Source organism: Okeania sp. KiyG1 (genome assembly GCF_014132355.1).
Taxonomy (GTDB): Bacteria; Cyanobacteriota; Cyanobacteriia; order Cyanobacteriales; family Microcoleaceae; genus Okeania.
On record NZ_BLZO01000171.1, the window covers coordinates 99,099 to 116,836 of the forward strand.

Below are 17,738 nucleotides of genomic sequence, written 5' to 3' on the forward strand. Positions count from 1 at the left end.
ATCTTTTTCTCTTGGTGCGCGTTCCGCAAGGGAGCTGGCGTCGTCGCACCGCTTAGTTAAAGGGAAATCTTCTGCACTTTTCTTTTAATCATACTTATTATTCGTAACATTCTTTATTTATTTTTCTTTATTCCTTCCTGACCCCTAACTCATTAAGATTAATATCATATACTAATTCAACAACGTCAAAAATTGAATTAATATATAGCAATCACTGAATCAGATGTGAGAATTGAGGTATTCCTTTGAAGTATAGAACATAGCAGTTATCTTATTCTTATGTATTCGTTTTTTCTTCTTCCCTATTCCCTATTCCCTATTCCCTATTCCCTAAAACAAAAGTCTCCAATATCTCACAACTAAAATCTTATGGCTATAGCTATTTAAACTATTTTCTTAAGTTTAAGCGCTGCTTCATAAAGTTCTTGAGTGCTAGTTGTAACTTGAGAAATACTCTTAGCTGTTTCAGCAGTAGTGTAGTTGAGATTATTCATAGATTCAATCGCATTTTGAATAGCATCTGCTTGTTGTTCAGTATTGTGATGAATTTGCTGGTTACTAGCAAATAAATGAGAAACTACTTCTGTTAAATTTTGGAAAGTATTGGCAGTTTCTTCTGCCGTTTTAACACCAGCATTCACTATTTTTTTTCCCTCATTTGTCACCTTGAGAGTAGAATTAATTGCTGCTTTAATTTCTGGCACAATTACATTAATTCTTTTCGCAGCTTCAGAGCTTTGATCAGCTAATTTCCGAATTTCTTTAGCTACAACAGCAAACCCACTGCCTTGTTCGCCAGCTCGTACTGCTTCTACTGCAGCATTAAGGGCTAAAATATTAGTCTGCATTGCTAAAGAACTTACTAAATTTGCCAAGCTAGAAATATTGCCAATTTGAGTAGTTTTTTCACCAAGTTCTTGATTTTTTCTACTAATATTATCAACAGTTTCTCTCAAGCTCTGCATTTGTTCAAAAGTTTTATCTACCATTTTATTTCCCTCTTCAGCTAATGTTAAAACTTTACTTGCTGCCACTGCAACTGATTCTGTTTGTTGAGATATCTCTTGAGAAGCTTGACCTAAAGTAGTCATATTATTATTAGTTTCATTAGCAGCTAATAACTGTTCTGATGCAATCTTTTCCTGCTGATTCATTGTCGCCAAAATATTATGAGAAAAAGAAGATACATTATTAATTGTATTTTTGACTATTTGAACTATATTCATTATAGTCAACCATCCAATGGACAAAAAAATTATCAAAGATAAACATATAATTACCAAAGCTAAATTTTTAAAATTATTGGCTTGAGCAAATACAATTTTTTAGGTAAATCATAGACAACTACTAAAAATTTATTGGTATTGTTTTCCTGTAAAAAAATAGTGTTGTAAGTAATTACGCTATCTACACCATTGACAATATCACTTTGACCGCCAGATAAAATTTTATCACTCACTTTTGCTGAATAATATTTTTGAATTTTTTCATCTGTATTTAGTTCAAAACCCCACTCTTTTTCTTCATTTGGAGTATATAAATAGTAGCCATCTTGATTAATAATAAAAGCTGTCCCAATTGGATTTTGATTTTCTTGTTTTAACTTTTGGAACATCCGGTCAACTAGCAAATTGGCAATGATAATTCCTTGACGTTTTCCATCTGCTGAAAATATAGGAGTTGCATATCTAATTGTTGGTTTATAAGGGATTTCAATTTTTCCCTGTTCTCGATTAAGATTTATGGGCGAGACGTAAATTTCACCTAAATTTAGGGTCATAGTTTCTGTAAAATATTCTCTCTTTGCTTTATTTTGTAACTGCTCTTCAGGAATATTTTTCACTATTAATCCATCTGAATTTACACGCACCATTTCATTTCCACTTTCATCCAAATAACGTAACTGCATATAGTATGGTTTTGTTTGCATAAATTCTATAAATATGACGCTTAGTCTTTCTCGCCAAGCATCATAAGTAGAATTACCTTGTAGATCGATGCTATTGTTATTTCTAGCTCTGACAATTCCTTGAATAGGCGGAACTTTGCTCAAAAATAAAATATCATAACCAATATTTTCTAAGTTATTAATTATATTTTCTGAACTATCGTTAATCTTTTTTTGCAAGTTGGCTAAAGCTAAATCTCGCAAAGTATTAGTAGCAGTGATTATCCCATAATAACCTACTATTGAAACAGGAGTAATTGTGCTAAAAATTAGAACAATTAGCATTTTGTATTGTATTTTTTGAAGATATTATCAAACATTTTTCATCTTTTATAGATAACTACTTAACAATTAATAATTAATAATTAATAATTAATAATTACCTCTTCTTTAAAATAAGAGGATTGACTCAAAGGAAAATTTTTCTTTATTATCCCCTTAAAAGGAGAGGCTTTAAATCACAATTTTTCGGTAAGCATTTCCTACGGAATACTTCCCTACGGGATGCTACGCAAACGCAAACAGCAGTCAGCTATCAGCTATTATATTAGAAGGAAAATTCATACAGAAAATAAATTATTATCCATAAATTATCAATTATTCCCCTCCCAGGAGGGGTTAGGGGTGGGTTGCCTGTTGCCTGTTCAAACTATAGACTTTAACTCTTTACTCACTTCATTAAGCTTTTGAACTCCTTGCTTAGTTTGTCCTAAACCACTAGCTGTTTCTTGTGCTCCTTTATTCAGCTCATTCATTGCATCTACAACTTGCTTAATAGCGAGCGCTTGCTGTTTAACATTAAAAGAAATTTGCTGATTATTTAAAACTACATTATTAATTGCTTCTTTAACACCATTAAAAGCAGTCGCTGCTTGTTGAGAAATTTTTACTCCTGACTCAACATTCTGTGTACCTGCTTCTGTTGCCATAACAGTAGAATTAATTAATGTTTGAATATCAGCAACTAATGTATAAATTTTTTCCGCAGACTTTCTACTTTCATCAGCTAATTTACGAATTTCATTAGCAACAATAGTAAAACCTTTACCATGTTCTCCAGCACGAACCGCTTCTACTGCAGCATTTAATGCTAACATATTAGTCTGATTTGCTAAATCACTAACAAGCTGAGAAATATTACCAATTTGATTTGTTTGTTCACTTAAACGAGCAATTTGTTGAGCGATCGCTCCCACTTTTTCACTCAAAGAAGCCATACCTTCTAAGCTTATATCAACTGCTTCTGTTCCCTCTTCAGCTAAATTTAAAGCCTTTTTTGCAGCTGCCACTGCCGCTGTAGCTTGTTCTGCTGTAGTTTGAGAAGAAGCACCTAATTCATCCATCGTTGTAGTAGTTTCATTTACAGAACTAGCTTGTTGAGCAGCAGTAAGTTCCTGCTGAATTATTGTGGTAGAAATTCCTGTAGAAAAGTTGACTATATTTTCAGTTACCTGATTAATTTTTTTACTAATATTACCTGTAGTTTTTACTGCTACAATTATGGAAATGAGAATCAACAATATGGAACCTATACTTAGCAGCCATAATAATAAAATTAAATTCTTTTGTGTTCCCTGTGTTTCCTCTTCAAGTTCTATTTTCTCCAGGGAGGCAAATTTATTACTTAGTCTTTCAAATTCATCAACAAATTCTTTACCTTTTCCAGTATTAAATACACTTACTGCTTCATTTTGTTTGCCATCTTTTACTAATTTTATAACTTGATTGGCAAAGAATTGAAAATCATTTTTAGCATCCTTCATTTGGCCTAAAAGCTCTTCTTGTTCTGGAGTATTAATTAATTCTTCTATAGACTCAATAGCTGTATCGAAAAGCTTTGCACCATCATTATATTCCTCAATAAATACTTCATTTTGAACAGCTAAATAACCACGAAAACTTCTCACCATTTTTTCCCCATATAGAGTTGCCTTATTTACATCAATAATCACAGCTTGTACTTTCTCAATTTCTTTTAAAGTTCCTAATACTTTAGTCGTAGTTCCATACATGACTCCCGTTAGTCCTAGAAATAAAACTACATGGACTCCATATCCTAACAATAAACGCGTTCTTAACTTGATATTTTCAAACATAAATTTTTCAGTGATGATTCAATTATCGTAAATATTTCCTGCGGAATGCTGCGCAAACGGAGGAACTGCGCTCTTCAGCAATTAGTAATGAATAATTACTTCTAAGGTTTAGTAAGGGGACTTTGGCAGTAACTTTTATTCTTTCTCAATTTCAAAGGTTGCTTTTACCTTTCCAAAATTAATAGCTGATAGCTGATAACTGATAGCTTACAATTATACTTCTTGCTCAACAACTAAGCTTTTCTGCGTAATAATTTTCTGAAAATTGATAAGACTAATCATTTTTTCTCGGTACATCGCAGTTCCCAATAAATATTCATTGTGAGTTTGAGTATGATTAATAGTAGCAGGAATTGATTTAATATCTAAAGGATTAAGATAGATCACATCAAATATTTCATCTACTCTAATACCACCAACAAAATCATCTACCTCAAAAATTAATGCTTGATTTTTGTTATTTTTTGTTTGATAAATCTGCATATTTAACAACCCACGAATATTTACTAAAGTGATAATTTCTCCCCGTAAATTAATATTACCAAAAATATGCTCTGGAGTACAAGGAATAGGAGTAACTTTGTGGATGTAAGTAAATTCCCGTACTACTTTTAAATCAATTCCAAAATATTCTTTATTTAAACCAATTACTGCTAGTGGCATCAAGTTACTAACATCCTGAATATGAGTAGATAACCTCATGTTTTTTGCCCGTTCTTGGAAGATATCTCTTTCTCTTGATGTAGCGTTTGGGCAAAATATTAACCTTGAAAATTGTTGATGTTCTGTACTTTTTCTGACGAATTTTCTTTAATCAAACCATCTATTTTTTTTTGCTTATCTACAGAAAACTCAGGTAATTCTACATACTGAATTAGATACTTACTAGATAGTAAAATAATTAATTTTTCTTCCAAATTAGCCAACCCTGTGACTAAATGTGATTTATTATGTCTATCATTTCCATAACTATATAGTTTTGTTGTTATTTCTGTTACTCGAATATTTTTGACTTCGTAAACTTCATTGACAATAATACCAATAGTAGATTGTTGCCATTCAATAACAACCACATTATCTGTTAAAGAATAATCTCTTTGCTGATATCCTAGACGAATATTTAGATCCATCAAAGGTAATATATTTCCCCTCAAATTAATCACACCAATAATAGAGTCTGGCATTTCAGCGATCGCTGTTACTTCGGGCAATAAAAATATTTCTCTAACAGATAATGCTTCTATTCCATAGAAACAGTTATTCTGTAAAAATATCAGATATGATTTATTTTCCATCAATTACTTAGGAGTCAGGAGTCAGGAGTCAGGAGTCAGGAGGGAAGAAAGAAGAAAGAAGAATAGAAGGAGAGGCGTTACATATTTGTGGGATGAATTGTATGCTTGAACAAAAAAGAAGTATTAAGGATGAGATTTACCTGTTCAAAAAAGATTCATCCCTTGATTCAGCAACGCCCATTTTCTAAGTTTCTAAATATTTTATTAACTCACACACTTTGATGCCTCCTTTATACTCTACGGTAGCATCATTAGGTAATTTTTTCAGTAGTTCTAGAGCTGTATTTTTCATCTTTTTAGCTCGTGTAATATCTTGTTGTGCTTCATATAACGAACTAAGTTCTAGATAAGCAGGAATTTCTTTTGGAGAAAGATAAATTATCTGTTTTAACAACATTTTTGCTTTTTTATATCTCCCTCTTCTTCTGCTATATTCACTAATAAATAGTAAGGATATACTGATAAATAATTTACTTCTATTGCTTTATAGCAGTAAAAAGTAGCAGATTCATACTTGCCTAAATTTGCATACAATTGAGCAAGTAACTTATATGCCCTAAAATTTTTCGGATGTAAATTAATAAATTGCTCTGCCTTTTTAATTGCATCAACATAAGCTTTACATTCAAATAATGCTTCTGCTTCGAGTAAATTCCGGTCTGATTCAATAGAGTAGTTACTATTTATTTTTCTCGAACGTTTTTTTTTGAGTCTAAATCAAATAATATTTTTTGATTCGTATCATAACAAATATCAGAATTACTAGAGACGCGAACGTTAGATTTTGAACTAATTAATGCAGAGCTTAAACTTTTATTTATAGATATTAAATTACCCCCAATTATTGAAAAACTATCATCAGCTAAATTCTTTTTAGATTGCCGATCATGTACGCGCTGATAAACTAAAGATTCTGGAAAACTGATCGCCTGAAACTTGTCAATTAATTGACGATATAGTTCAGCATGACCTGTCATTAAATACCCTCCTTTGTTCAGAGAATTATAAAATTTCCTGATTACCAATAGTATAGATTTAGCTTCAAAATATACAAATACATTGCGACATAAAATTAAATCGATATGACTAGGAAAATTATCTCTGACTAAATTTATATTGTTAAACTTAACCCTTTTTTTACTTGTTCTTTAAGTTTCCATTTTCCCTGAAATTTATCAAAATATTTATCTTGTATTTGCTTTTCTAGTAAACGAAATGACCAATGACTATAAATTCCCTCTCTTGCTTTCCCTAGAGCTACTTCATTAATATCCGTTCCTAAAATCAAAATATTCCAATCTTTCCAGTTAGGTATTAGTTCTTGAACAATAATTGCTAAAGAATAAGGTTCTTCACCCGTCGAACATCCTGCACTCCAAATCTTTAATACTTTTTCATTAGATGCTTCTTTCGACTTAATAATTCCCGGCAAAATAACATTTTTTAATAATTCAAATTGCCCCCGGTCTCTAAAAAAATAACTTTCAGTCACAGTTAACAATGTTATGAATTTTTCCCATTCATTTTTGCTTGTTTTATTTTGACTTTTTAAAAGTTGATAATATTGCTCCGGCAAAGATAATTTTAATGATTTAATCCTCATAAATATCTTATCACATAAATTATCATAATCTTGTTCTCGAATCTGCAAACCTACATAATCTGCAATTAATTTAATAAATTTTTGTAATAGAGTTCCATTCATTTTTATAGAATAATATAAGGAAGGCAGAAGGGAATATTGGTTCAAAGGAATAAGGTGTTTGCGACCGCGCTATTATCCGGACATGATATTATAAATAATTGGAGTCAAAACTCAGGAGTCAGGAGGAAGAAAGAAGGTATTAGGAGAAGACATTTCCAACAATAAAAAATCAAATCAATTATCGTACATGAATCATCAATTATTTCCCACTATTCCCTATTCCCTCTTTTGGAGGAGATGTCTAATAAGTTAACGCAAATAACACATCTATTTAATAGCTTTATTAAGAGTTCTCAATATCTCCCCAAACTCCCCATATAATTAGGATTTGCTGAAAAAGTCTTTTAGTAGGGGTAGGAGACAACCCATCCCTAACCCCTCCCAGGAGGGGAAGACAGGAGAAATGGGAATGAGCGAGGAGGTAGGAGTAAGAATTGTAAGAATGATTTTTCTGCCCAACTATGAGCCTAAAATACACTCCTTTTTGAGCATGAAGAGCTGAAAAATTTGCACTTTTTTCGACTTAAAAAAGGCTAAAGTCTTTATATTTCAATGCTTTTAACTTTAATCAGCAAGTCCTAATTACACCAATGATACCGGATTTGATATAACAGGACTTACGCATAAGGTACGAAAAATTAGGATTTAAGATTGCTTTCCGTTCCGGAATGCTCCGCAAACCCTGTCGGTCGCAATGACGGAAATACGTTGTACTGCGTAAGTCCTATATTAATTATTCGGTAAACACCTTCTTCCTCCTTCCCTCTTCCTTCTTCCCTCTTCCTTCTTCCTTCTACTACGCTGGATAAATACGCAGACGTCGGTTAGGCTCATCTCCAAAACTAGAAGACTTCAAGCGATAATGCTCCACAAGTTCATGCTGCATCTTCCGCACCTTTGGAGACCGTGGCAAAAGTTCCACAGGTTGCCCCTTTGGAATCACAATTTGCTCCACTGCTAACCGTGCTTCCTCCAAAGCCTCCATCTCATCTTCCGAAGCTGAAGCAGCAAACAAATTCAAGTCAGCAAACTCAGGAGTGCTAGGATCTTCCATATCCAATAACCGTCGCAGTGCCTTAGCAATTTGAGGCAAACCACTATTCTTAATCACATGAATAGGCACATGACGAGCCTTAGCAATATGCCGTAACTTAGACTGTTTTCTGGTGTGCGTTCGCAAAGCCAACACCACATCCGCACTATCAATATCCTTAGTCAAAACCACAGGCAAACCCAAAGTACTAATCACCTGTTCCATTTGATGACGTGGAATTGCATAAGGATAAATATGCAAAGGTAAATCCTCACCATTCGGACCCGTCGCCTGAGCTTCCCAACGCCCTACATTACCATTACCATTAGAAAACATCCCATTTCCCGAGAAAGACTCATCCAATAACTCTTCAAAAGACTTAGACTCAGAAAACTCTACAGGTTGATTAACTTGACCTGTATTAGGCAATGGCATAATATAACCAGAATCACGAAAACCACCACGAGAAGTCAACATTGCCCCTGACTGTCCCAATAGCGCTCCCGCATTCTGATTAACACCCCCACCCAATCTTGGAGTACCATTATACTCTCGTGTGATCTTCACCTCACCATTCTCATCCACAGTCCTCACTTGTGGATTAGGTTTCTGCCCCCGCAACAAAGCATCAACAGTATCAGCAACCTGTTCGTGAACCACCCAACGTTGTCTTTCCAACATTTCCACAGCAATTTCAAAAGTAGGCGGTGCTTTACGTTCCAGAACAGTTTTTTGAGAACCCCGACGTCGTGCCTCATCATCACCCAAAGTTACAGCCTGAATACCCCCAATTAAATCGGATAGAGTTGGATTTTTTACCAAATTTTCCATCTGATTACCATGAGCAGTTCCCACTAACTGCACGCCACGCTCTGCAATAGTCCTCGCTGCCAGAGCCTCCAATTCCGTACCAATCTCATCAATCACAATCACCTCTGGCATATGATTTTCCACCGCCTCAATCATCACTTGATGCTGTTGTTCCGGGCGAGCAACTTGCATCCGACGGGCACGACCAATAGCAGGGTGAGGAACATCTCCATCCCCAGCAATTTCATTAGAGCTATCAATAATCACCACCCGTTTTTCTAAATCATCAGCCAGCACCCGTGCAATTTCTCGTAGTGCCGTTGTTTTTCCTACACCAGGGCGACCGAGCATCAAAATCGACCTTCCGGTTTCCACTAACTCGCGAATCATACCAATTGTGCCAAAGACTGCCCGCCCCACTCGACAAGTTAAACCAATAACTTCTCCCGTGCGATTGCGAATAGCACTAATCCGGTGTAGCGTTTGCTCAATACCTGCTCGATTATCGCTGCTAAAATGACCAACTCGTTCTATGGAATAATTGAGGTCTTTTCTAGAAATAGGAATTTCGCCCAGGTATTCTGCATGGGATGGAAAACGAGCTTCTGGGAGACGACCCAGATCCATCACAATTTCGATCAGGTTATTTCGCTGTTGATGTTGCAGTAGAGGCCGTCTAACTTGGTCTGGTACAATTTCTAGTAATCTATAAAGGTCGTCTGTTATCTGCATACTTTAGTTAAAAGTTACTTCTATTCTACTGGGTGAGAAAAAAGCTTTTGAGGCAAAAACTGAAACTATGATTTATATCAATTCCGGTGACTGACGGAATTATAAACCTTGAGGGGGCGAGCTTAACACATACATACTGAAGTTTAAGCGTTTTTACCCTGATTTCAACCCGCCTTCTATTTCCATATCGGTATCAAAGAAAATTCTCTTATGGAAATTCATTACTAATTCCTCATTCTACTGAGATGATCCGATTTTTTGATTTGGGAAACCAGAGAGTCAGCTAAACTGACAGCTTCCCAAAGAAGTTCCGGTAAAACTTCCAGCTTTGTTAGCTGGGAATCATTAATGAGTTCTTGGGCATTGCTAGTTGTGCTGTAGACAGATTCAATTGCCTGCAGCTGTGATTTGTGCATTGTTTCTAATTTTTCCAAAATTGGTGACAACAAAACGCGGGCATAGCTACCATAAGCTACACCAGATACAAATCTATTTTCCGGAATATAAGTATTTAAATTTTTAGCAGAGTCTTCCTGTTTGTTATTCTCAGAAGCTAGCAAACCTTTAGCAACAAGCTTGGCTACAGTAGAATTATTTGTTCCTCCTGCTAGCTGTACATACCCTGGTAGTTTGGCATTCAACACCTTTTGACTCAATACGATCGCCGCCATTGTGCTACCTGCCCCAATATCTCCACTCATCGGCCTACCATCAGTTTGCCAGATTAGAGTACAAGGAAGAGGAGAGATAATTTCATACAAATTTTGTAAATATTCTACCAGCCCTTCTCCATCAGGGCAACTAATAGCAATTAGTTTTAATTGATTTACCCAAGGTTTTATGCTTTTCCAGAGTCGCTGAAAATCACTTTCTCTTCCCACTTGGGTGTGAATTTCAATGGCATCTACACCAGTCTGCAATACTAATGATGCAATAGAAGTAGGAGTGGATACATAAGAACGAGCCTGTATTAGTTGCTTAGGACATACAGACAAACATCTTCCACAACCGTAGCAAAGTTCATCAATAACCCCTGAATTACCAGAAGTTATACTATCTCTATCTTCAGAAAAAACTATAGCATCTGCCGGACAGACTCTCTCACAAGGTCGCCAGCAGTCTGTGGGGCAAACAGTAGGGTCAAACTCAGCTTTCCGGAAATGAGGATCTTCTCCATCATTGATACTTACCATTATCCATGGTAACGTTTGGTAGCCAAATCCCTGATACTTGGCCCAATCTTGGAGACCACTTGCAACCTGTAAAGCCTGTCCAGCAGAAGCGATCGCCGCCGGATCGGCAGCCACATCAATACAATCTGCCCCTGCCAAAGTATAAGCTAATGTTAAATTTCTTACTGTTGGCAGGTGTTGGAAGCTGGCCCCACAGATTAACTTAAACCAGTGGCCTTCTTTTAGCGAAATTAGGGAGAATAGCGTTCTCTCACGCTTATATACTAGAGCCTTTAGCTCAAAAAAAATTGAAGTACAAAGATAAAATGTTAGCTCAAAAACTCTTTAGCCGGGTACCAAAGCATTTTGAAGTGGTGTCCATCTAAAGAAGCGATCGCCACCCATTTCCACTATCACCTTAACTCGTGGTTCTGATTTAGGTAGGACAGTTAAATACTCAATTTCTTGACTAGATAGAATCTGACCTTCTATAATCCACAAAACCAAACCCTTAGCTTTAGGTGGTAACTGTTCCAGTCGATAGCTGACAATTGGCGGTACATAGTAAACATAACCAACTGCTGGGCCATTACTCATACTTTTCTTACCTAAGTGAGGAGGTCTAACTCCATGCACCCCTGTCAGATACATGGCCAAATCCCCAAGACCTCTAGCAGTAATATTGTGACTTACATAGCCAGAAGCCCTTAACCGACGTTGATAACGCCCTTCAAACCCTCCTTCCAAAGGAACATAAACGGCCAAAGACCCAGACTTCTCCAAATCTTTAATCATTCCTCGACCAGTCGTAATCAGTGCCATGCTTAATCTTGTTCCTAATTTTTAGATTCTAGGTTATTACATTTGGTCTACATTATAGTTGTTTAAACCAAAGATACTTGTGTTCCTAGCGACCTCAAAAAAATTATTTCAACTACTAGACAAGTCCTAGTAAATACTATACAATTATATATTGTCGCCAAAAAGTGATCTAATAGGTAAGTATGGCCTAAATTAACCCTATTATTGAGTTCAATACTTAGATTTGGGTGATACAAAGGTTTAGTAAATTATTAGTTAGCTAACTATTTCAGGTGTAAAAATCAAGTAATAGTCAGTTGTGTAAATTTATGTACTTCCTAGAATAAAAGGATACTGATTAGCAAGCTACTCAAGTCCTGGCGACCATAAAGCTAAGAACTAGAGCTAAAGACAAAAAGCTAAAAAATAATAGCTGGTAAATATAAATATTATCGTTATCATTCAACGATGATATTCTATTGTCATGCTGAGTATTAGTTCCATAAATTCTCTAGTACTTTAAGAGAAAAATTAGCTACATCGCCGAGAAGCCTCACGCCATATTTGAAAAATTGGTGTGAGATGAATCGGTGGTAAATTAATTGGATTCGATGTCCAAGTCCAATTGATTGACAATGCCATTCTGGAGTTTTTCACCATTATTTAAAAATTTCTGTTTCTGGTGGGAAAATCAAGCTTAAAACTTGGGCAATCAACTGGATGGGGACAAATTCTAACTATTTTAACTGTCAAAGCTGAAAATGCTGGATAGAAGACTATAGCTGTGAATCCTCAAAAGACCAGCCAAAATTGTTCAAATTGTGGTAAAAAAGTCCCCAAAAAATTATCAGAAAGAACTCATTCTTGTGCCAATTGCAGTGTGATTATTGACTGCGATTTGAATGCAGCAATAAATATCAAAAATAGGGCGGTAGGGCATTCCGTTCTTAAAGCTTGTGGAGTCCGACGCAATAGCGGGACTGGGAAACGAGAAGCCCACACCATACCTTAAGGTTGGCGTGGGAGTATGTCACAATCAAGACTAATACAAGCTTAAGTCATTAGTTAAATCTAGCAACGCTACTGGTTTAATACTAATAATATGTTTAATTCTGATGTTATTTTAAAAAGCATCAAAGTTGATCATAAACTTGGTGAAAGCAGTAAAACCTATCCTAATACAATCAAACAGAAGTTAACTATTACTAACAATAGACTTAGGGCGATCGCTCCTAAGAAATAGTGATGAAATTAACCACTGTTGTAATTAAGATATAAGGATAAGTTTAAACTATTATTTATGTGTAAATAATATGATTTATTAATTATTAGGTACAAAACTGTCTGTTAAAAAAATAAATTATTTCAACTAAAAAGCGTTTCCTGACGGAATGCTCCGCAAACAGATACCTAATACAAATTTTTAGGCTAATAGCTGATAGCTGACAGCTAGTAAAAACATTATTTTTGTAGTGCATAAATAAAGTATAGGAGAGCGACAGTGGTAGTTGGTATCCTGGGAAAAAAACTAGGCATGACACAAGTATTTGAACCTGAAACAGGAGCAGCAATTCCTGTAACAGTAGTACAAGCTGGTCCATGTGTAGTAACCCAAATTAAAACCGAACAAACAGACGGTTATACTTCAATCCAAATAGGATATGGAGAAGCCAAAAATAAAACCCGTCAACTCAATATCAAAGAACCAAAAGAAGTTAATAGATACTTGACTAATGCTCAACAAGGACATTTAGTTAAGTCAGGCGGTATTCCCTTACGTCATCTACGAGAATACAGAGTAGAAAATACAGGTAACTTTGAACTAGGTCAACAAATAAAAGTCGATCTATTTGAAGCAGGCCAACTCGTTGATGTCACAGGAAAAAGTATTGGTAAAGGCTTTGCTGGTTATCAAAAACGTCATAACTTCAGACGTGGACCAATGGCTCACGGTTCCAAAACCATCGTTTGCCTGGCTCCACAGGTCCAGGAACAACACCAGGGCGTGTTTATCCAGGTAAGAAAATGGCAGGACATTTAGGAAACGTGCGAGTCACTACTAGAAAACTCAAAGTAGTGAGAATAGATACAGAAAGAGACCTATTGCTGATAAAAGGCAGCATTCCTGGTAAACCAGGCACATTAGTTAGCATTGCTCCAGCCAACATAGTAGGTCAAAAATAGAAAAAATTTTGAGAAAATAAAGATGGTTGATTGTGTCATAAAAAACTGGCAAGGTGAAGAAGTTGGACAAGCAACTCTCAACTTACGAGTAGCAAAAGAAGAAAGTGCAGCTCATGTTGTTCATAGGTCCTTAAGACTACAAATGGCGAATAACCGCCAAGGAACAGCCAGCACAAAAACAAGATCTGAAGTCAGAGGTGGAGGTCGTAAACCTTGGCGACAAAAGGAACAGGTAGAGCAAGAGCAGGTTCCATCCGTTCCCCTCTATGGCGTGGTGGTGGTGTAATTTTTGGTCCTAAACCAAGAGACTACTCTCATAAAATGAACCGCAAGGAAAAACGTCTAGCACTCAGCACCGCCTTCCAAAGTCGTTCAGAAGACTTAATTGCGATCGAAAATATTTCCGAGCAATTAACAAAACCGAAAACAAAAGAATTAGTCAAGCGATCGCTCGTTGGGGAGTAGAACCAGAATCTAAAGTTCTGCTGGTATTAGAAGAGAAACAAGAAAATGTATATCTGTCAGGTCGTAATATTGCGAAACTGAAAATCTCTCTAGCTAATAATTTGAATATTTACGATATTCTAGAAGCAGATAAAATCATAGCTACCGCAGCAGCAATAGAGAAAATTCAGGAGATGTATGGGGATAAAAGTTGATTCACGAGATCTAGTGGATATAATCAAATGCCCAGTTGTCACAGAAAAAGCTACTAGATTAATGGAACTAAATCAATACACATTTGATGTAGATCCAAGGGCAACAAAGCCAATGATCAAAGCAGCAATTGAACAACTATTTGAAGTAAAAGTAACAGGTATGAATACCCTAAATTTACCAAGAAAAAAGAAAAGAGTAGGTAAATTTCAAGGCTTCAAACCTAGATATAAAAGAGCCATTGTTAGCTTAGAAGATGGGGAACCAATTAGAAAAATTCTATTCCCAGACCTCTAAAAAAACTCAACTAAATTTAAAATCTTTAAATCTGTAAAATCTCAAGTGGCATAGAAAATTAATTATGGGTATTCGTTCTTACCGACCCTATACTCCAAGTACCCGAGAACATAGTGTATCAGACTTTGCTGAGATAACTAGCTCAAAACCAGAAAAGTCTCTGGTAAAAAACAAGCATAGAAAAAAGGGTCGTAATAACCGTGGTATCATTACCTGTCGTCACCGAGGCGGAGGTAGCAAAAAACTATATCGTGTTATCGACTTCCGTCGTAACAAACATAATATTCCGGCCAAAGTAGCATCAGTAGAATACGATCCGAACCGGAACGCCAGAATAGCACTACTACATTATCAAGATGGAGAAAAACGTTATATCCTTCATCCTGTAGGACTAAAAGTTGGTGCATCCATTATTTCTGGCATAAACGCTCCCATCGAAATTGGCAACGCCTTACCTCTGAGTCAAATTCCCCTGGGTACAGATGTTCATAATGTGGAACTTGTTCCAGGTAAAGGAGGACAAATAGTCCGTGCTGCTGGTGCCGCTGCTCAATTGGTAGCAAAAGAAGGCGAATATGTAACAATCAAACTCCCTTCTGGCGAACGGCGTAAAGTCAGAGCAAGTTGCTACGCAACTCTTGGCCAAGTAGGCAATGTCGATCATAGAAATATCAGCTTAGGTAAAGCAGGTCGCAACCGCTGGAAAGGTAAAAGACCAACAGTTAGAGGTAGTGTGATGAACCCAGTCGATCACCCTCATGGTGGTGGAGAAGGCCGGGCACCAGTCGGTAGAAGCGGACCAGTTACTCCTTGGGGTAAGCCAGCATTAGGTCTGAAAACTCGTAAGAAGAGAAAACGGAGTGATGCTTTAATTGTACAACGTCGTCGTAAATCATCTAAACGAGGTAAAGGTGGACGTCAAAGCTAAAAGCAGTCTGTGGTTGATGAGCGTTAACGAAGTCAGAAGTCACCAGTAGGGGCGAATGGCATTCGCCCCCACAGAAGCTTGTTTTTGCCCCCACAGAAGTTGTTTTTGCCCCCACAGAAGTTGTTTTTGCCCCCACAGAAGTTGTTTTTGCCCCTACAGAAGTTGTTTTTGTAACGGGGATTTGAGCAAGCCTCAAAAAATATTTCGCCTTAAAAGGTGGGATTGCGCAACCCAATTATTTTGATAAATCTAATATGGTGCATCAACTTGAGCAATTCTGACTTCAGTGAAACTGCATAACACCTCTAACTGGAATTGTATTAAACCAATCATAAATTAAATTATGGCTCGATCTTTAAAAAAGGACCATTCATCGCAGATCATCTATTGAAAAAATAGAAGATTTAAACGAAAAAATCAAAAAACAAGTAATTAAAACTTGGTCAAGAGCTTCAACTATTATTCCTGACATGGTAGGTCATACGATCGCAGTACATAACGGACGGCAACACGTCCCTGTATTTATCTCCGATCAGATGGTAGGCCATAAGTTAGGGAATTTGCACCGACTAGAACCTATCGAGGTCACGGTTCAGATAGAAAATCTAAAAGATAAATAGAAAACTCGTTGAAATTGATAATTGGAGAAAGGTATGCCTGTAGATACCAGTGAAGAAGTAAAAGCCGTAGCACGTTACATCCGAATGTCTCCCTTTAAAGTGCGACGCGTACCAGACCAAATTCGTGGCATCTCTTACCGGAAAGCGTTGATCGTACTTGAATTTATGCCATATCGTTCCTGTGACCCTGTGCGTAAAGCATTGCGTTCAGCAGCAGCGAATGCCGAGCATAATAAAGGAATAGACCCAGAAACCTTAGTTGTATCCAAAGCCTTTGCCGATCAAGGGCCTTGTTTGCCACGCTACCGACCCCGCGCTCAAGGTCGTGCTTACAGAATTCGTAAACCTACTTGTCACATTACAGTTGCAGTAGCTCCTGTAGTTGATTAGTAGAGAAAGGAACTTGAACGATTAGATTAAATTAATTTAAGTTATAGACGTAATGGGACAAAAATACATCCAACTGGTTTTAGATTAGGCATTACCCAAGAGCATCGCTCTCGCTGGTATGCTGATGCTAAAAATTACCCAGAGTTGTTGGAAGAAGACCACAAAATTCGTAAATATGTAAAGCAAACTCTGGCAAATGCAGGCATCTCTCAAATCAGAATAGAGCGCAAAGCAGACCAGATAGACTTAGAAGTTAGCACGGCAAGACCAGGTGTAGTGGTTGGTAGAGGCGGAGCAGGCATTGAGTCTTTGAGAGTAGGTTTACAACAACTTTTGGGTAGCAACCGTCAAATCAGAATCAACGTTGTTGAAGTGACAAAAGTAGACACTGATTCCATGCTTATTGGTGAATACATTGCTCAACAACTAGAAAAAAGGGTTTCTTTTCGTCGAGTTGTACGTCAAGCTATAACTAGGGCTCAAAAAGCAGGCGTAGAAGGCATAAAAGTGCAGGTAAGTGGAAGAGTCAATGGAGCAGAAATTGCTCGTACCGAGGTGACAAGAGAAGGTAGTGTGCCATTGCATACATTGAGAGCTGACATTGACTATGCTTACTGTACTGCTAAAACAATTTACGGCATCCTTGGGATCAAGGTTTGGATATTCAAAGGAGAAATTATTCCTGGTCAAGAAGATATGGGAAATTCTCAAGTAAATCAACCAAAACGTAGACAACAAAAACGTCGTCAGCAATATGAAGACAGGTCTAATGAAGGATGAATTTAGAATTCAGAATTTAGAATTTAGAATTCAGAATTTGTAACGGTATGCGCGAGCAAGTATCCAAAAACAGTATCCGCTCAGTCAGATATTACTTTTGAATTGCGCGTAGCGCCATAACTGACTTTCTAGGAAAATACTAAATTAAGCAGTAAATAGTAGACTATGTTAAGTCCTAAAAGAACAAAATTCCGTAAACAGCAACGCGGACGAATGAGAGGTAATGCAAATAGTGGCAATAGCATTGCTTTTGGTGAATTTGCTCTCCAAGCATTAGAACCTTCTTGGAT

General features: G+C 36.6%; 19 protein-coding genes and 4 pseudogenes. 10 read left to right on the forward strand and 13 right to left on the reverse strand.

What is annotated here, in order from left to right; translation table 11 throughout:
• Positions 1 to 383: 383 nt before the first annotated feature.
• From SAGCYANO_RS37795 to SAGCYANO_RS37845, 12 genes and pseudogenes are all read right to left on the reverse strand, one after another.
• On the reverse strand, positions 384 to 1,226 hold the full coding sequence (locus tag SAGCYANO_RS37795) for a methyl-accepting chemotaxis protein (RefSeq protein ID WP_202224723.1): 843 nt from the start codon (positions 1,224 to 1,226) through the stop codon (positions 384 to 386).
• A gap of 59 nt (positions 1,227 to 1,285) precedes the next feature.
• Entirely contained in the window at positions 1,286 to 2,233 is a 948-nt protein-coding gene (locus SAGCYANO_RS37800) for a cache domain-containing protein (protein WP_202224724.1), read from the reverse strand.
• Between the two features lie 359 nt (positions 2,234 to 2,592).
• A complete protein-coding gene (locus SAGCYANO_RS37805; RefSeq protein ID WP_202224725.1) occupies positions 2,593 to 4,044 on the reverse strand; it encodes a methyl-accepting chemotaxis protein in 1,452 nt (483 codons plus the stop codon).
• A 213-nt stretch (positions 4,045 to 4,257) separates the two neighbouring features.
• Positions 4,258 to 4,746: a chemotaxis protein CheW gene (locus SAGCYANO_RS46615; protein ID WP_237397074.1), complete on the reverse strand. Its 489-nt coding sequence runs from the start codon at positions 4,744 to 4,746 to the stop codon at positions 4,258 to 4,260.
• A 59-nt stretch (positions 4,747 to 4,805) separates the two neighbouring features.
• Positions 4,806 to 5,339, reverse strand: a complete 534-nt coding sequence (locus SAGCYANO_RS46620; protein ID WP_237397075.1) for a chemotaxis protein CheW — start codon at positions 5,337 to 5,339, stop codon at positions 4,806 to 4,808.
• A 184-nt stretch (positions 5,340 to 5,523) separates the two neighbouring features.
• Positions 5,524 to 5,736, reverse strand: a complete 213-nt coding sequence (locus tag SAGCYANO_RS37815) for a hypothetical protein (protein ID WP_202224726.1) — start codon at positions 5,734 to 5,736, stop codon at positions 5,524 to 5,526.
• Complete coding sequence (locus tag SAGCYANO_RS51055; protein WP_202224746.1) at positions 5,727 to 6,026, reverse strand: tetratricopeptide repeat protein; 300 nt, start codon at positions 6,024 to 6,026, stop codon at positions 5,727 to 5,729. The genes SAGCYANO_RS37815 and SAGCYANO_RS51055 overlap by 10 nt, the downstream gene beginning before the upstream one ends.
• On the reverse strand, positions 6,023 to 6,316 hold the full coding sequence (locus tag SAGCYANO_RS37825; RefSeq protein WP_237397076.1) for a hypothetical protein: 294 nt from the start codon (positions 6,314 to 6,316) through the stop codon (positions 6,023 to 6,025). The genes SAGCYANO_RS51055 and SAGCYANO_RS37825 overlap by 4 nt, the downstream gene beginning before the upstream one ends.
• Positions 6,317 to 7,044 (reverse strand): annotated as a pseudogene (locus tag SAGCYANO_RS37830) (CheR family methyltransferase); the annotation flags it as partial. It lies immediately after the preceding gene.
• A 796-nt stretch (positions 7,045 to 7,840) separates the two neighbouring features.
• A complete protein-coding gene (locus SAGCYANO_RS37835) occupies positions 7,841 to 9,619 on the reverse strand; it encodes a R3H domain-containing nucleic acid-binding protein (RefSeq protein WP_202224728.1) in 1,779 nt (592 codons plus the stop codon).
• A 224-nt stretch (positions 9,620 to 9,843) separates the two neighbouring features.
• Entirely contained in the window at positions 9,844 to 11,100 is a 1,257-nt protein-coding gene (gene ldpA / locus SAGCYANO_RS37840; RefSeq protein WP_375340070.1) for a circadian clock protein LdpA, read from the reverse strand.
• Between the two features lie 36 nt (positions 11,101 to 11,136).
• Positions 11,137 to 11,613, reverse strand: a complete 477-nt coding sequence (locus tag SAGCYANO_RS37845; RefSeq protein WP_202224729.1) for an NAD(P)H-quinone oxidoreductase subunit N — start codon at positions 11,611 to 11,613, stop codon at positions 11,137 to 11,139.
• Positions 11,614 to 12,376: 763 nt separating this feature from the next.
• On the opposite strand from SAGCYANO_RS37845, the gene SAGCYANO_RS37850 reads away from it, so the two are divergent.
• From SAGCYANO_RS37850 to rplB, 6 genes and pseudogenes are all read left to right on the forward strand, one after another.
• Positions 12,377 to 12,604, forward strand: coding sequence for a transposase (locus SAGCYANO_RS37850; RefSeq protein ID WP_237397077.1), 228 nt, complete (start codon positions 12,377 to 12,379; stop codon positions 12,602 to 12,604).
• Between the two features lie 90 nt (positions 12,605 to 12,694).
• Complete coding sequence (locus tag SAGCYANO_RS37855; RefSeq protein WP_202224730.1) at positions 12,695 to 12,835, forward strand: hypothetical protein; 141 nt, start codon at positions 12,695 to 12,697, stop codon at positions 12,833 to 12,835.
• 258 nt (positions 12,836 to 13,093) lie between these two features.
• Positions 13,094 to 13,776: pseudogene (rplC, locus tag SAGCYANO_RS37860) on the forward strand (50S ribosomal protein L3).
• 22 nt (positions 13,777 to 13,798) lie between these two features.
• Positions 13,799 to 14,435 (forward strand): annotated as a pseudogene (gene rplD / locus SAGCYANO_RS37865) (50S ribosomal protein L4).
• On the forward strand, positions 14,419 to 14,730 hold the full coding sequence (locus tag SAGCYANO_RS37870) for a 50S ribosomal protein L23 (protein ID WP_202224731.1): 312 nt from the start codon (positions 14,419 to 14,421) through the stop codon (positions 14,728 to 14,730). The pseudogene rplD and the gene SAGCYANO_RS37870 overlap by 17 nt, the downstream one beginning before the upstream one ends.
• A gap of 64 nt (positions 14,731 to 14,794) precedes the next feature.
• Positions 14,795 to 15,658 (forward strand): 50S ribosomal protein L2, encoded by an 864-nt coding sequence (rplB, locus tag SAGCYANO_RS37875; protein ID WP_202224732.1) that lies wholly within the window; start codon positions 14,795 to 14,797, stop codon positions 15,656 to 15,658.
• Here the strand turns inward: rplB and SAGCYANO_RS37880 are convergent.
• Entirely contained in the window at positions 15,627 to 15,854 is a 228-nt protein-coding gene (locus SAGCYANO_RS37880) for a hypothetical protein (RefSeq protein ID WP_237397078.1), read from the reverse strand. The two genes, rplB and SAGCYANO_RS37880, sit on opposite strands and share 32 nt — an antisense overlap.
• Before the next feature lie 155 nt (positions 15,855 to 16,009).
• Between SAGCYANO_RS37880 and rpsS the strand changes: the two are divergent.
• The 4 genes and pseudogenes from rpsS to SAGCYANO_RS37900 all read left to right on the forward strand — a co-directional run.
• Positions 16,010 to 16,274: pseudogene (gene rpsS, locus SAGCYANO_RS37885) on the forward strand (30S ribosomal protein S19).
• A 37-nt stretch (positions 16,275 to 16,311) separates the two neighbouring features.
• Positions 16,312 to 16,668 carry a 50S ribosomal protein L22 gene (gene rplV / locus SAGCYANO_RS37890; protein ID WP_202224734.1) on the forward strand — a complete coding sequence of 119 codons (357 nt, stop codon included), beginning with the start codon at positions 16,312 to 16,314 and terminating at the stop codon, positions 16,666 to 16,668.
• Positions 16,669 to 16,698: 30 nt separating this feature from the next.
• On the forward strand, positions 16,699 to 17,448 hold the full coding sequence (gene rpsC, locus SAGCYANO_RS37895) for a 30S ribosomal protein S3 (RefSeq protein WP_202224749.1): 750 nt from the start codon (positions 16,699 to 16,701) through the stop codon (positions 17,446 to 17,448).
• Positions 17,449 to 17,613: 165 nt separating this feature from the next.
• The coding region (locus tag SAGCYANO_RS37900; RefSeq protein WP_202224735.1) for a ribosomal protein L16 at positions 17,614 to 17,738 on the forward strand (125 nt) is incomplete at its 3' end.